The 15,073-nt window shown below is 38.1% G+C and carries 10 protein-coding genes; all 10 read left to right on the top strand.

The genetic code is table 11. The features are described 5' to 3' along the window. Positions 1 to 3: 3 nt before the first annotated feature. On the top strand, positions 4 to 1,746 hold the full coding sequence (locus B3P23_RS01205; RefSeq protein ID WP_293923850.1) for a RagB/SusD family nutrient uptake outer membrane protein: 1,743 nt from the start codon (positions 4 to 6) through the stop codon (positions 1,744 to 1,746). 188 nt (positions 1,747 to 1,934) lie between these two features. After that, positions 1,935 to 3,011: an L-rhamnose/proton symporter RhaT gene (gene rhaT / locus B3P23_RS01200; protein WP_293923847.1), complete on the top strand. Its 1,077-nt coding sequence runs from the start codon at positions 1,935 to 1,937 to the stop codon at positions 3,009 to 3,011. 16 nt (positions 3,012 to 3,027) lie between these two features. Further along, complete coding sequence (locus B3P23_RS01195; protein ID WP_293923844.1) at positions 3,028 to 5,136, top strand: bifunctional aldolase/short-chain dehydrogenase; 2,109 nt, start codon at positions 3,028 to 3,030, stop codon at positions 5,134 to 5,136. Between the two features lie 77 nt (positions 5,137 to 5,213). After that, on the top strand, positions 5,214 to 6,488 hold the full coding sequence (locus tag B3P23_RS01190; protein WP_293923841.1) for a TIM barrel protein: 1,275 nt from the start codon (positions 5,214 to 5,216) through the stop codon (positions 6,486 to 6,488). Between the two features lie 10 nt (positions 6,489 to 6,498). Then, positions 6,499 to 7,857 carry an FGGY-family carbohydrate kinase gene (locus B3P23_RS01185; protein WP_293923839.1) on the top strand — a complete coding sequence of 453 codons (1,359 nt, stop codon included), beginning with the start codon at positions 6,499 to 6,501 and terminating at the stop codon, positions 7,855 to 7,857. An 11-nt stretch (positions 7,858 to 7,868) separates the two neighbouring features. Further along, entirely contained in the window at positions 7,869 to 9,185 is a 1,317-nt protein-coding gene (locus B3P23_RS01180) for a rhamnogalacturonan acetylesterase (protein ID WP_293923837.1), read from the top strand. 116 nt (positions 9,186 to 9,301) lie between these two features. After that, positions 9,302 to 10,663: a glycoside hydrolase family 88/105 protein gene (locus B3P23_RS01175; RefSeq protein ID WP_293923834.1), complete on the top strand. Its 1,362-nt coding sequence runs from the start codon at positions 9,302 to 9,304 to the stop codon at positions 10,661 to 10,663. 55 nt (positions 10,664 to 10,718) lie between these two features. Continuing rightward, the gene (locus B3P23_RS01170; RefSeq protein WP_293923831.1) at positions 10,719 to 11,327 is read left to right on the top strand and encodes a family 43 glycosylhydrolase; all 609 of its coding nucleotides are present in this window, start codon (positions 10,719 to 10,721) and stop codon (positions 11,325 to 11,327) included. Then, a complete protein-coding gene (locus tag B3P23_RS01165; RefSeq protein ID WP_293923828.1) occupies positions 11,324 to 11,659 on the top strand; it encodes a hypothetical protein in 336 nt (111 codons plus the stop codon). The genes B3P23_RS01170 and B3P23_RS01165 overlap by 4 nt, the downstream gene beginning before the upstream one ends. A 502-nt stretch (positions 11,660 to 12,161) precedes the next feature. Then, positions 12,162 to 15,023 carry a glycoside hydrolase family 2 protein gene (locus B3P23_RS01160; RefSeq protein WP_293923825.1) on the top strand — a complete coding sequence of 954 codons (2,862 nt, stop codon included), beginning with the start codon at positions 12,162 to 12,164 and terminating at the stop codon, positions 15,021 to 15,023. Positions 15,024 to 15,073 lie beyond the last annotated feature (50 nt).

Genomic DNA, 15,073 nt, shown 5'->3' with positions numbered 1-15,073 from the left:
CTGATGAAAAAATCAATAAATATTCAAAATAAGTTATTACCTGTCTTTGCGATCTTTTTGTTAGGTTCTGCATCTTGTAGTAAGAATTTTCTGGAAGAGAAACCCTATTCTAATTACGAAGCTGGAAATAGTGATCCATCAACAATAGAAAATAGGGTTTTAGGTTTGCATGCGACTTTTGGTCAATTGTGGGGTTACAGTGGGCGTCAAGGATTTTTGTCGTGTTGGCAGATCGGTACTGATATCGCAAATGCTGGTTCTACGGAAGGTGTGGAAAATCCTTTTTTTCAATATGCCGATCTCAATCCAGAAAATGGTGGAGTAAGTTACTTATGGCAACGCTGTTACGAGTTTATTAACAATGCAAATAGCATTATCGAAGCTGTAGGAGATACTAATCCAAAGGCAGCAGCAGAAGCAAGATTCTTTAGAGCTTATGCTTATCATATGTTGGTCACGCTATGGGGCGATGTGCCTTTGTTGACTACTTCTATTAAAGTTCCAACGTTCAACTATGTACGAAATTCTACTATAGAAGTGGACAAAGTGATTGTTGAAGATCTGGAATATGCGGCTAAGGAATTGGCTAATGTTGGACAAGCTGCTGCACCAAGCCGGATCAATAAAGATATGGCAAGACAATTGGCCGCTGAAGTTTATCTTCGAATGGGCATGAGAGATCCTGCTTATTTTGCTAAAGCAGAAGCCATGGCAACAGCCATCATTGAAAGCGGCAGCTATAAATTAATTGACAGTCGTTACGGCAAATACTTAAATGAGGGTGGGGATGCTTTTCGAGATATGTTTAGACAGGGCAATATGCGCCGCGCTCAAGGAAATACCGAAGCCATATGGACTTTTGAAGTTGAATTTAATCGCGAAGTGAATGGTGGAACCATCGATAATCCGCAGCATCGTCGTGTATGGCAACCTTCCTATCATAAGTGGGATGGAATGGTAAATGCTGATTCTCTAGGTGGAAGGGGTAATGGACGTTTGAGATTAAGCAATTTTATGAAGTATACGGTCTGGAAAGGGCTTCAAGGTGATATTCGGAATAGCAATTATAATATCCGAAGGACTACGAATTATAATCGACCTAATATGACCGTCAACAATGCTGTGGTAACACCATGGAGTACAGAAATCGGTGTGGATGCCGATGGTTATCGTGTTGCTAAAGGTGCAGGGGTTAGAAATGTGACGATAAAAACTGGTGATAAAGTGATTCCTTTTCGTACAGACAGTCTGGAAGTATGGTATCCTTTCCCAACTAAATGGGGTGGTTATGATCCTTTGGATGATTTTGGTTACGCATTGGTCAAAGATTGGCCAGTTATGCGGTTTGGAGAAACGTATCTATTAAGGGCAGAGGCACGTCTGAGACAAAATAACCTAGCTGGTGCGGCTGATGATATCAATAAGTTGAGAGACCGTTCTTTTAAAGAAGCTCGTAGTCAATCTGGAAATACAGCTCTAGGAAGGGTTATAGCATCAAACATGACCATTGATTTTATTCTTGATGAACGTGCCCGTGAATTGATATCAGAAGAAAATCGTAGGATGACCTTAGTGAGAACGAATAAACTTAAAGAACGTATTGGATTAAATGGTGATCAAGGACCTGCGAATAAAATCATCAGCGGTTTCCAAGATTATAATGCTTTACTTCCTATTCCTTTGAGTGAAATTCAATTAAATAATAAAGAGGGAGAGGGGCTTAAACAAAATTTAGGTTATAAATAATCTGCTTTATGCCATTGTGATAACTTTAAAAAGGTCAATTTTCAGCATATTGAAAATTGACCTTTTTTGTTAGACACGCCTTGATGCTTTTAGCGCTGAGTTTGGTGCAGCTGCACATAACAGTGCATAACAGTTTACGTGCAGAAATCTTTTAATTTAGTTGATGTCAAATACCTAAAATATATCATATGAATGCTGTTTTCGGAGTATTATTCCATTTCATTGGCGGGTTTGCGTCAGGAAGTTTTTATGTGCCCTACAAGAAAGTAAAGGGATGGTCTTGGGAATCTATGTGGATCTTGGGAGGGCTATTTTCTTGGATTATCGTACCACCTATAGCTGCCTGGTTAACCATTCCAGATTTTGTAAATATCATCCGATTAGCCAGTTATTCCACCTTGAGTTACACGTTTATATTTGGTCTTTTGTGGGGCATAGGCGGACTAACCTATGGTTTGGGGGTTCGGTACCTGGGTGTTTCTTTGGGTAGTAGTATTATTCTTGGTTTAAGTATGGTTTTTGGATCATTGATGCCGAGCATCTATTATTTCTTTAACGAAACGGCAGGCAAACATGGTATTGATTATTTTTTTACTACTCAGTCTGGTATCTGCATCTTGATCGGCTTATTGATCTGTGTCATTGGTGTTTGTCTATGTGGTCAAGCTGGTATATCAAAAGAAAAAGACCTCACGTCACTTTCCACGGAAACTAAATCTGATTATAATTTTGGTTTAGGCATTGTGGTCGCTATTATTTCGGGTGTGCTCAGTGCGTGTTTTAATTTTGGAATCGAGTCTGGTAAACCCTTGGCCGATGTCGCCAATGAATTATGGAAAACGAATCATCCTAACCATGGAGAGTTTCTTTATCAAAATAATGTTACTTATATCATTATTCTTTGGGGTGGTTTTACGACAAATTTTATCTGGTGTGTCTATCTGTTGTTTAAAAATAATACCTTTTCAGATTATACCAAAGCAGATGCTCCGAAAGGTAAAAATTTATTGTTGTGTGCGTTAGCGGGTACGACCTGGTACTTGCAATTTTTCTTTTATGGAATGGGTGAGAGTCGCTTGGGTAATGGTGCCAGTTCTTGGATTCTTCATATGGCATTTATTATTTTGATTTCAAATGCTTGGGGGGTGGTACTAAAAGAATGGAAGGGAGTGAATAAAAAAACATATCGATCCATAATAGCTGGAATAGTGACAATTATTATTTCAATCTGTGTCGTCGGATTTGCAAGAACTTTAGAAAATTAATTTAATATATATAGCAGTGAAAACGTACAAACATGTCAATTACTTGTGGGACGATCAAAAAGCGAAATCATTGGAAGGCGATGAAGTTGCTTTATTATTATATCGTTCAAATATTTTAGGCGCAGATCTAAGAATTACCAATTATGGAGGAGGTAATACTTCTTGTAAAGTCTGGGAGAAAGATCCACTCACAGATGAAGATGTTGAAGTGATGTGGATAAAAGGATCTGGAGGCGATATTGGTACTTTGAAAAAATCAGGACTTGCAGCATTATATCTGCAGCGTTTACGTCATCTAGCAAATGTCTATAGAGGGATCGATTATGAAGATGAAATGGTGGAATTATTCAATCACTGTATTTTTGATTTAAGTTCTAAGGCTCCTTCGATTGATACGCCATTGCATGGTTTTCTACCTTTCAAACATATTGATCACTTACATCCTGATGCTGCAATCGCAATAGCCGCAGCAAAAGATGGAAAGAAAATTACGGAAGAACTGTTTAATGGTGCCATTGGTTGGGTAGATTGGCAACGTCCCGGATTTGATTTAGGATTACAACTGCAGGCTTGTCTTCATGCAAATCCAGATATCCGCGGTATTATGTTGGGATCTCACGGTTTATTTACCTGGGGGGATACTGCTTACGATTGCTATATCAATTCACTGGATATAATTGAAACCTGTGCCGCATATCTGGAAAAGAATTATGGTCAAAGAGGTCCTGTATTTGGCGGACAAAAGATCGAAAGCCTCCAAAAGGAAGACCGGAATGCTCAAGCTTCAAAATTAGCCCCTATATTAAGAGGATTTTGTTCAAGCGAACGTCATATGATCGGACATTTTACAGACGATGAACGCGTATTGGAATTCATTAATTCTCATGATCTGGAGCGATTAGCTCCTCTGGGAACAAGTTGTCCCGATCATTTTTTAAGAACTAAAATTCAGCCTTTGGTACTCCACTTGGATAAGTTAGAGAATTTGGATGATGTGGAAGAACTGAAAACAAAATTGGAACCCTTATTTGAAGACTATCGTTTGATGTACGAGGAATACTATGAAAATTGTAAGCATGATAATAGTCCCCTTATTCGAGATAAAAATCCAGTCATTGTTTTATATCCTGGAGTAGGTCTGTTTTCATTTGCAAAAGATAAACAAACTGCTCGTGTGGCTGCCGAGTTTTATACCAATGCCATCAATGTGATGAAAGGTGCAGAAGCTGTTAGTGCGTATACAGCACTGCCAAGGCAAGAGGCTTTTGATATTGAATATTGGTTGTTGGAAGAAGCAAAATTGCAACGTATGCCACGACCTAAAGCTCTTTCAGGTAAAATTGCGCTAGTGACCGGAAGTGGTGGCGGTATTGGTAAAGCTATTGCAAAAAAAATGGCACAAGAAGGAGCTGTTATCGTGTTAAATGATATCAATGCCGAACGACTTGCAGCTTGTGAGCAAGATTTTGTATCGGAATTTGGTAGAGATGCCGTTATTACCACGATCCTCGATGTAACAAACGAAGCGCAGATTAAACAAGCACTTAATGATGCTGCATTAGCATTTGGAGGTGTTGATATCATTGTCAATAACGCAGGATTATCCATTTCTAAAACGATTGAAGATCATACTCAAAAGGACTGGGACTTACTGTATAATGTATTGGTTAAAGGTCAGTTTTTAGTTACTCAAGCAGTTACTCCAATCTTAAAGGGACAAAATATAGGGGGTGACATTCTTAATATTGTTAGTAAAAATGCGTTGGTCAGTGGTCCTAACAATGCGGCTTATGGCAGTGCTAAAGGAGCACAGTTACATTTAAGCCGTTTGTGTGCTGCGGAATTAGGTCTATCAAAAATACGTGTAAATGTGGTTAATCCTGATGCGGTTATTTCTGATAGTAATATTTGGGCCGGTGGATGGGCAGAAGGCCGCGCACTAGCATATGGTGTAAGTGTTGAGGAATTGCCAGCTTATTATGCTAAACGTACTTTATTGAACGAGATTATTCTTCCTGAGGATATTGCAAATGCTTGTTTTGTTTATGTAAGCGGTTTGTTAAATAAATCTACAGGAAATGTTCTGAACGTCGATGGCGGGGTTGCAATGGCATTTGTACGCTAATTAAAAGCAATTAGATATCGAGTGGAGGAAATTCACTCGATATTTCTTTAAATTATTAATCATTAACCCATTTAATTATGATACTAAACAAACAGGTCGTAGATCAACATAATAATCAATTACTCGATAAACATAAAAGAAATTTTACTCATCTCTCTTCGGATATTACCCATCTAGACTACATTTTAGAAAAGCTTCAGCAATTTCAAATTGCAATACCTAGCTGGGCTCTTGGTACTGGAGGTACTCGTTTTGGACGATTTTCAGGTGCCGGAGAGCCAGGAACTTTGGAGCAAAAATTAGAAGATGTTGGATTATTGCATGCTTTAAATAAATCCAGCGGAGCGATTTCTTTGCATATTCCTTGGGATATCCCTACGGACGCTGATAAAATAAAGCAATTGGCAGGTTCTTTAGGGATCGCATTTGACGCAGTGAATTCGAACACTTTTCAAGATCAACCCCATCAAGCCTACAGCTATAAACATGGTTCATTGCATCATGTCGATCCAAGAGTGCGTAAGCAGGCTGTTGATCATAATATTGAGGTGATTAATTATGGAAAATCACTTGGCTCTAAAGCGTTAACAGTTTGGCTGGCTGATGGATCGTCCTTTCCGGGTCAATTGAATTTTCGTGAAGCATTTCAAAATACGCTTGCTAGCTTACAAGAAATCTATCATCACCTTCCAGAAGATTGGAAATTATTTGTTGAGTATAAAGCATTTGAACCTCATTTTTATTCCACCACAATTGGAGATTGGGGACAATCATTATTGCTGGCCAATAAGCTAGGTCCGAAAGCATATACCTTGGTTGATCTGGGGCATCACTTGCCGAATGCAAATATTGAGCAGATCGTGTCTTTATTGTTGATGGAAAAAAAATTGGGTGGTTTTCATTTTAATGATAGTAAATATGCCGATGATGATCTTACGGCAGGGAGTATCAAGCCTTATCAACTCTTTTTGATCTTTAATGAATTAATCGATGGGATGGACCTTCACGGTATGGATCACGCTTCTGGTTTAGGATGGATGATTGATGCTTCACACAATTTAAAAGATCCGTTGATTGATTTATTGCAATCTGTAGAAGCCATTAAAATTGCTTATGCACAGGCGCTGTTGGTTGATCGTGAAGCTTTAAAAAAGGCACAGCAAAGCAATGATATTGTGAAGGCCCAAGAACTATTGCAAGATGCTTTCCGAACAGATGTTAGAGCGCTAGTGGCGGAGGCAAGATTGCGAATGGGAGGGGCAATTGATCCTGTCCAGCTTTTTCAAGAAAATGAAATCAGAAGTCAATTAATCGCGGAGAGAGGTTTAAATACTGTGGCAACGGGATTATAAGAGCGAAAGCATGAATGATAAGAAAATTCCAGTTGTTGCTATTTTTGATGTTGGTAAAACAAATAAGAAGCTGTTTCTTTTTGATGAGCATTATCACATCGTATTCGAACGTTCGGCTCGGTTTTTAGAAACAACAGATGAAGATGGTGATCCATGTGAGAATCTAGAAAGCCTTCGTTTGTCTGTATTTGATTCTCTTCATGAGATATTTCGAAAAAATGAATTTGAAATCAAAGCAATAAATTTCACTTCTTATGGGGCTAGTTTTGTTTACATTGATGAGCATGGACGCCCATTGACACCGCTATACAATTATCTCAAAGAATTTCCAACTGCTATTCAAGAGGATGTATATGCAAAAAATGGTGGCAAAGAATCATTTTCGATGATTACCTCTTCGCCAGCTTTGGGAAGCCTAAATTCAGGCTTCCAACTCTTGCGGTTGAAAAGGGAAAAACCAGCTATATTTAAACAGGTTAAGTTTGCGCTGCACTTGCCGCAATACTTAAGCTTTCTGGTTTCTGGAAAAACATATTCGGATATGACCAGCATTGGCTGTCATACGGGTCTTTGGGATTTTGAGAAAGGTGATTATCACGATTGGGTGAAAGAGGAAGGTATACAGGAAAAATTGGCTCCTATTGTACAGGGAAACGAGGTATTTGATGGCGCATTTCCAGGTAGCCCTTATCGTGTTGGACCTGGTTTACATGATAGTTCATCAGCCTTGATACCTTATTTGTTGAATTTTCATGAACCCTTTATTTTAATCTCTACAGGTACTTGGTGTATTGCTTTCAACCCTTTTAATCATCGTGCTTTAACCGTTGATGAGTTAAAACAGGATTGCTTATTTTATCAATCCTATGCAGGAACTCCTGTGAAGGCATCTCGATTATTTGCGGGTTATGAACATGAGTTGCAATCGAAACGAATCGCTGATTTCTTTCAGGTGACGATTGCTAAATTTCGTAATCTACAAATTAACTGGTCGATTGTTGATCAATTATCATTGTCGGAAATCGACAGTGATTTAAAGGCTTTTTCAACAATACCATTAGAAAGATTTCAAAATTACGAAGAGGCTTATCATAGTTTAGTCTTGTATTTAATCAAGGCACAAGTTCAATCAACTAAGCTTATTTTAGACACCAATCAGGTATCTAGAATATTTGTCGATGGCGGGTTTAGTAAAAATCATATTTATATGAATTTATTAGCAAAGGAATTTTCTGAAGTGGAGGTTTTTGCTGCCTCTATGGCGCAAGCGACGGCACTGGGAGCAGCTCTGGTGATCCATGAACATTGGAATAATCAATCTATCCCTAATGATATTATTGAGTTACGTTATTATAGAGCAAATTATTAATCTTCTTGCACATGGAAAAAATATTTCATCGAATTTTAAGCACCATATTGGGGGGTATTTTTTGTATGACGATATTCACTTGCACGTATGCTCAGGAGCAATATATTTACAGTTTTGGTTCCAAAATAAAAAAGGAGAAAAATGAAATAAATATCAATGATGCGATCCGTTATGATTCGCAGAGCGGTTTTGGATTTGATTTTGGGACAGAAAAAAATATTTTTCTTAAAAATAACTGTTTGATCAGCGACAAGCCTTTTTATTTCTCTTTTAAATTACCAGAAGGTGCATATAAAATAACAGTTCGATATGTTCCTCAAAAAAATAGTTTTACGTGTACCATACGTGCTGAGTCAAGACGCAATTATTTAAACCATTATGTGGTCCATTCAACCGGAATGCATGAACAAACATTTGTGGTTCAGGTAAAAGATGCAAAAATTAGTGCAACAGAAACCATAAAATTAAAGGAAAGAGAACGTCATAAATTGGATTGGGATGATAAATTGACGTTAGAGTTTCAGGGGCAAAATTTTATTGAATCTATTCGACTTGAAAGCGCAAAGGGTATAACGTCTATCTTTTTAGCTGGAAATTCTACTGTTGTGAATCAAGAAGAAGAGCCATGGGCGTCTTGGGGCCAAATGATACCGGCATATTTTGACGATCAAGTCGTTGTGGTCAACCAGGCGGAGTCTGGTCTCTCGCTAGGATCATTTCTTTCTGCTTATCGATTCAATAAAATATTGACAGATGCTCAACCTGGTGATTATCTATTTGTAGAATTTGGGCATAATGATCAAAAAGAAAAAGGCGAATATGCAGGTGCATTTTTATCGTATTCGGATAGGTTGAGACTATTTGTAAGGGAGTTTAGGAAAAAAGGAGGAACTCCTATTATTGTCACTTCTACAGCACGAAGAGCTTTTGATGATGATGGAAATGTTGTCAATACTTTAGGTGATTTTCCAGAAGCGGCTCGAATGGTTGCCGATGAATTGAATGTTCCTGTCATTGATCTCAACTTGATGACAACTCAATTCTATCAGGCATTGGGAGTTGAAGGTTCAAAAAAAGCTCTTGTTCATTATGCTGCAGGAACTTTTCCTAATCAACCTGAGCCACTAGCTGACAATACTCATTTTAACACTTACGGTGCTCATGAAATAGCATTGATGGTTTTACAAGGTATTGAGAAAAGCAAATTGCCACTTGCCAAACATATTCAAAATTTTGATGGGTATGACCCCATTCATCCAAATGATTGGAGGAAATGGAATTGGCCCCCCAGTATGATCACTGGTGCCACAAAACCTGATGGTAATTAAGTGAAGTCAATGTGACGCCATAAAATTCTGAATTAAGGAAGAAAGTTGAAACGGAATCTTGTTTCTAAATATCAATTTTAGGGACAATCAATTATAAAAATATTAAACCTAGAACGATGATTTTAAAAAAAAGGATTTACAGTCTATCTTTTTTGTTGTTACTATTAGGAAGTCATTCCTTTGGACAGCAGGTGGGGAGTACCATCGAATCCAATGATTCAAATACGCCTTTACATTTACTGCAGCCTGATTATCCTGTTCGTTATGGTGAAGTGACAACATCGGGTATTAAAAAAACATTAGATCGCGTATATGCTTATTTGAATAACGTCACTCCTGTGATGTTGGAGCATGCGCAAAGCCATAAGCCAATAAAAGATATACATCTGATCGATACGAACAGTATTTTTAAAAAAGGTGATTTTCGATTGATCAGTTATGAATGGGGAGTGACCTATGGTGCTATGCTTCGTGTCACGGAAACCACTCATGATCAAAAATATGCTGATTATACACATCGTCGATTAGAATTGATTGCAGATGTGCTTCCTCAATTTCGTGCTTTGGAAGAACAATATCCGGGCTACCGTTCGCCTGTACATTCGGTATTGCAACCACATGCTTTGGACGATGCTGGGGCGATGTGCGCAGCTATGATCAAGGCACAGCGATCCAATGCCTTAAAAAAGGATATTAAAGGCATTACTCATCATTACATTGATTATATTTTAAATAAAGAATTTCGCTTGAGCGATGGCACTCTGGCGCGAAATAGGCCTCTACCGAATACACTTTGGTTAGATGATCTGTATATGAGTTTGCCTGCTTTGGCACAGATGTCTATGTATAGTGAAGATCCTCAATATATGGATGAAGCGATCCGGCAATTTTGGTTATTTACTGATAAAATGTTTTTACCAGAGAAGGGTTTATATCGGCATGGCTGGGTGCAGGATATGGATCCGCATCCTGCATTTCATTGGGCCAGAGCCAACGGGTGGGCATTATTGACTATGGTCGAACTTTTGAATGTATTACCAGATAAACATGCCGCTAAGGGTGCATTATTAGCACAGTATAAAAAACATGTGCAGGGTTTGGCATCCCTTCAAGATGGTACAGGTTTTTGGCATCAGTTGCTGGATCGAAATAACTCTTATTTAGAAACATCGGCAACAGCAATTTATGCGTATTGTATAGCTAGGGGCATCAATGCGGGCTGGTTGGATAAAAAAGCTTATGGACCTATGGTTCTTCAAGCCTGGAATGCCGTTGATTCTCAAGTCAATCATGAGGGGCAAGTTATGGGTACTTGTGTAGGTACAGGTATGGGGTTTGATCCTGCTTTTTATTATTTTAGGCCTGTCAATAAATTTGCGGCTCATGGTTATGGTCCTGTTTTACTTGCTGGTGCTGAAATATATGAATTGATTAATAATAATAAGTACGTGATCAACGATAGTTCGGTACAGTTTTAATTTTTGGATAGAGCGATCAGTTTAAAGTAATTATGCATAATTTGAAAGGATGATGATGAAAAAACTATTTCTTTTCCCACTATTGTTGTTATTGGGATTTTGTGTCAAGGGACAATCTTCTGTTTATCTCTTTTCCTATTTTGTAGATAATGGCGCTGATGGATTGCATCTTGCTTACAGTTTGGATGGTCTAAAATGGGAACCCCTACACCATGGTAAATCATTTCTCAAGCCTATGATCGGGAAAGATAAACTGATGCGTGATCCTAGTATTTGTTTAGGTCCAGATGGAAATTTTCATTTGGTATGGACAACTGGATGGTGGGATAAGAGTATTGGTTATTCGTCTTCTAAAGATCTTATGCAGTGGACAGCACAAAAGTCTATTCCTGTCATGGAGGAGGAGTCTGAAGCAAAAAATGCTTGGGCTCCTGAGGTCTTTTATGACAAAGCTGAGCAACAGTACCATGTCATGTGGGCAAGTACAATACCTGGACGTCATCTGGAAGTGAATACAAGTGCGAGTGAGAAAGGATTAAATCATCGTATGTATAGTGTTTCCACACGAGATTTTACTGTTTTTTCTAAAACCAGTTTATTTTTCAATCCAGATTTTAGCGTGATCGATGCGGCTATTTTCAGAAACATAACAACGAGTATATGATGTTTCTGAAAAATGAAAACTCTAATCCACCAGAAAAAAATATCCGATTTACGGTCAGTAAAAGTTTAAAAAATGGGTTTCCTACAGAAGTTTCTAAACCGATCACCGGTAGCTATTGGGCTGAAGGACCTGCTCCTCTACTAGTAGGCGAATATATCTATGTCTATTTCGATAAATATCGTGACCATCAGTATGGTGCAGTCCGTAGTAAAGATGGTGTAGATTGGGAGGATGTTTCGGATCAGGTTAGTTTTCCAAAAGGGACAAGGCATGGTACTGCTTTTAAGGTAGATCGAACGATATTGGAAAATATATGGAGAGCCAGTGAGTAATTGTACTCATAAATTTTAGCATTATAGTTTCGATATTAACTTCTTATAAAAGGAATAGGTGACATAAAAAAAAGGTTTTCAGACAGGGAGAATGAAAACCTTTGTAAAAAAACCAATTCACTTATTATGATAAAAATTTATGGACTTCTTTGATCATTTTAGTTATGTTGCTATCAAGTATACTAACTTTTATGAGGAAGAAGACTGTAATCGTACACATTAACATGTGCCTGAAATCTTACTTTACAATACTAAAGAAACAAAATGAATGGATTGTCCTGTGCTGTCATGATGTGAAAGTGATATCCCTATTTTTTAATCCTATCATTCATTATGCTATGTAGGCATGATTTGATCTTGATGGGGCATCTTTGCTATCTGATGATTCTTTGGACAGTAGATCAACTGATTTCAATGATTTGATGGACATAGCAGGTAAGTTCAGGATACTTTTCCATATAAAATTCTATACTTTAGATACTTTCATACAAAGAATCGACCTATGTTAAATATCCGCATTACAATTTCTATCCTATTTTATTTATTGTTAGCGACCCTGGTTGAGGGACAGTCTAAAAAACAAATTCAATATCTTTCTGGAACAGATAATGCGCATACGGTAGCGTGGGATTTTTGGGTCACTGGTGGCCGAAATGCAGGTAAATGGACTCAGATTGCTGTGCCAAGCCATTGGGAACAGCAGGGGTTTGGAGCGTACAATTATGGTCGCGACTATGTTACCTATGGTAAAAATTTTCAATTTAATGATGAGAAAGGTTTATACCGTCATCATTTTGAAATACCAGCACAATGGAAAGGAAAAAAAGTGGCTATTGTATTTGAGGGATCTATGACCGATACGGAAGTAAAAATTAATGGTCAGTTGGCAGGAGAGGTCCACCAAGGTGCTTTTTATAGATTTAAATATGATATTACGGATAAAATTCGGTTTGGAAAACCCAATTCATTAGAAGTAATGGTATCAAAAATGTCAGATGAAAAAACGGTAAACAACGCGGAGCGTTTAGCTGATTATTGGATTTTGGGCGGTATCTACAGGCCCGTTTATCTGGAAGCAACGCCACAAAAGCATATCAGTTGGACTGCTATAGATGCTCAGGCTGATGGGAGTTTTCGTAGTCATGTTTACTTGGAAGGATTGACCCAGAAAGAAGAGCTATTACTTGAGATCAAAGATCGTTTGGATAAGACTGTTGCTGTTAAAAAGTTTACTGTACAGCCATCAGATTCTGTTAAATTAATTGAACTGTCTGTAGATAAACCATTGTTATGGACAGCAGAAACACCTCACTTATATCATGCTGTTTTTACATTGGGAAAAAAGAATGAAGAGGTTTACGAACATCAAGAACGTTTTGGGTTTAGAACAGTAGAGGTTCGGGAAGGCGATGGCATTTTTGTAAATGGTGTGAAAGTCAAAATGAAAGGTGTGAATAGGCATGTTTGGTGGCCTGAAACAGGACGATCAGTGAATCGCGATATCGATTTGAATGATGTCAAGCTGATTAAGGAAATGAATATGAATGCTGTGCGTTGTTCCCATTATCCACCAGACAAATCTTTTTTAGAAATCTGTGATTCTTTGGGTCTTTATGTATTGGACGAGTTAGCTGGTTGGCAGAAAGCGTACCAAACGCCTGTAGGAAAAAAATTGGTTAAAGAAATGGTTATTCGTGATGTGAATCATCCATCGATCATTCTTTGGAGTAATGGGAATGAAGGGGGACATAACAAAGAACTGATCGATGAGTATAAAAAATATGATCTTTCTGGACGTACGGTGATCCATGCGCATCACCGACCTGGAAACGAGATCAATGGTATTGATTGTAATCATTACGAAGATTTCTATTCCACCAAAAAGATTTTAGAGGGACCGCATATTTATATGCCTACCGAATTTTTGCATGCTCAGGACGATGGAGGCGCAGCGGCTGGTCTTGCCGATATTTGGGAGTTGCATTGGAATGCAAAACTTGGTGCAGGAGGTTTTATTTGGGATTTTGCCGATGAAGGTTTAGTGCGAACAGATTTTAATGGACAGATCGATGTCAATAAAGTGAATGCGCCGGATGGTATTCTCGGTCCATATCGTGAAAAAGAAGGTAGTTTCTATGCGATAAAAGAAATTTTTTCACCCGTTCATATTACCTTAAAACAATTACCAGCAAATTTTGATGGTGCGATTGAAGTTGAGAATCGCTATCATCATACGAATTTAAAAGAATGTTCTTTTGCGTATAAACTGGTGACTTATCAACGACCTGATGCAGATCGGGCTGGCATGGATGCTATTGGTGGACAGGTGATCAATAGCCCAGCAATAGCCCCTACAGAGAAAGGTGTGCTCCAACTACAGCTTCCTAACGATTGGAACCAGTATGATGCACTCTTATTAACCGCTGTAGATTCGCATGGAGAAGAAATTTATACATGGACATGGCGAATAAAGGATAATAAACGGATCACTGCCGAAATTTTGCCCATAAAATCTGCTAGTGCTGTAACATTAACGGATGATAGTACCAATTATATCTTGAAAGCAAATGGAATAACGGCTTTCATTGCAAAGAAAACAGGACTTCTTGTAGATCTGGCGAATGATTACAGTATGAAATTGGCATTCAATAATGGACCTATATTAACGGATGGACAATCGCATGTCAAAACAGCTAAAACCTGGAAAGACGGTCAAAATCAGATTGTCGAATTTATATTGGAAGGTGGTTTGAGTCTCATTCGTTGGACTATGCATCCTGATGGTTGGCTGAAGCTGGATTATGCCTATCACATAAATAAACCAACTTTATACGCCGGTGTTAGTTTCAGTTTTCCTGAGAATTATATCATTAGTGCTAAATGGTTGGGGAATGGTCCTTATCGCGTCTGGAAAAATAGGATGCAGGGGGTAACGTTGAATACTTGGGAAAAAATGTATAACGATGGGCATGCGGGTATCGGACCATGGATATTTCCTGAATTTAAGGGATATTTTTCAGATGTAAGTTGGGTGCAATTTAATACAGTGCAAGGTAAATTCTTGGTCGCAACAGAACAGGATAATATGTTTTTACGGTTGTTCGAATTTTATGGGATCTCTGGCCCCAAAGGTTATCCTCAATTGCCTTCAGGAGATATATCTTTTTTAGACGCTATTCCGCCAATAGGAACTAAATTAGCATTGGGAATCAACAATAATGCTGCAGTTAACGGTCCTGCGGGTGAGTTGAATCAACTACATGGAGAAACCACCAGAACCTTATATTTTTACTTTGGAATACCTAAAGGAGAAAAGGAAAATACACAGTTCGTGATGCCTAAAATAAATGTGTTAACTGATTAATTGATTATTACCGTTCATACCAACTTATTTTTTATGGGTATAGAAAAAGG

It is taken from the genome of Sphingobacterium sp. UBA6320 (assembly GCF_002440335.1).
GTDB lineage: Bacteria > Bacteroidota > Bacteroidia > Sphingobacteriales > Sphingobacteriaceae > Sphingobacterium.
This window is presented reverse-complemented; position numbering and strand designations above follow the sequence as displayed.

What these genes read in the sequence shown, in the direction of transcription:
- B3P23_RS01165 (WP_293923828.1), top strand. Translation starts at nt 11,324, where the DNA reads ATGATGTTTCTGAAAAATGAAAACTCTAATCCACCAGAAAAAAATATC.
- B3P23_RS01205 (WP_293923850.1), top strand. Translation starts at nt 4, where the DNA reads ATGAAAAAATCAATAAATATTCAAAATAAGTTATTACCTGTCTTTGCG.
- B3P23_RS01160 (WP_293923825.1), top strand. Translation starts at nt 12,162, where the DNA reads ATGTTAAATATCCGCATTACAATTTCTATCCTATTTTATTTATTGTTA.
- B3P23_RS01180 (WP_293923837.1), top strand. Translation starts at nt 7,869, where the DNA reads ATGGAAAAAATATTTCATCGAATTTTAAGCACCATATTGGGGGGTATT.
- B3P23_RS01190 (WP_293923841.1), top strand. Translation starts at nt 5,214, where the DNA reads ATGATACTAAACAAACAGGTCGTAGATCAACATAATAATCAATTACTC.
- B3P23_RS01185 (WP_293923839.1), top strand. Translation starts at nt 6,499, where the DNA reads ATGAATGATAAGAAAATTCCAGTTGTTGCTATTTTTGATGTTGGTAAA.
- rhaT (WP_293923847.1), top strand. Translation starts at nt 1,935, where the DNA reads ATGAATGCTGTTTTCGGAGTATTATTCCATTTCATTGGCGGGTTTGCG.
- B3P23_RS01175 (WP_293923834.1), top strand. Translation starts at nt 9,302, where the DNA reads ATGATTTTAAAAAAAAGGATTTACAGTCTATCTTTTTTGTTGTTACTA.
- B3P23_RS01170 (WP_293923831.1), top strand. Translation starts at nt 10,719, where the DNA reads ATGAAAAAACTATTTCTTTTCCCACTATTGTTGTTATTGGGATTTTGT.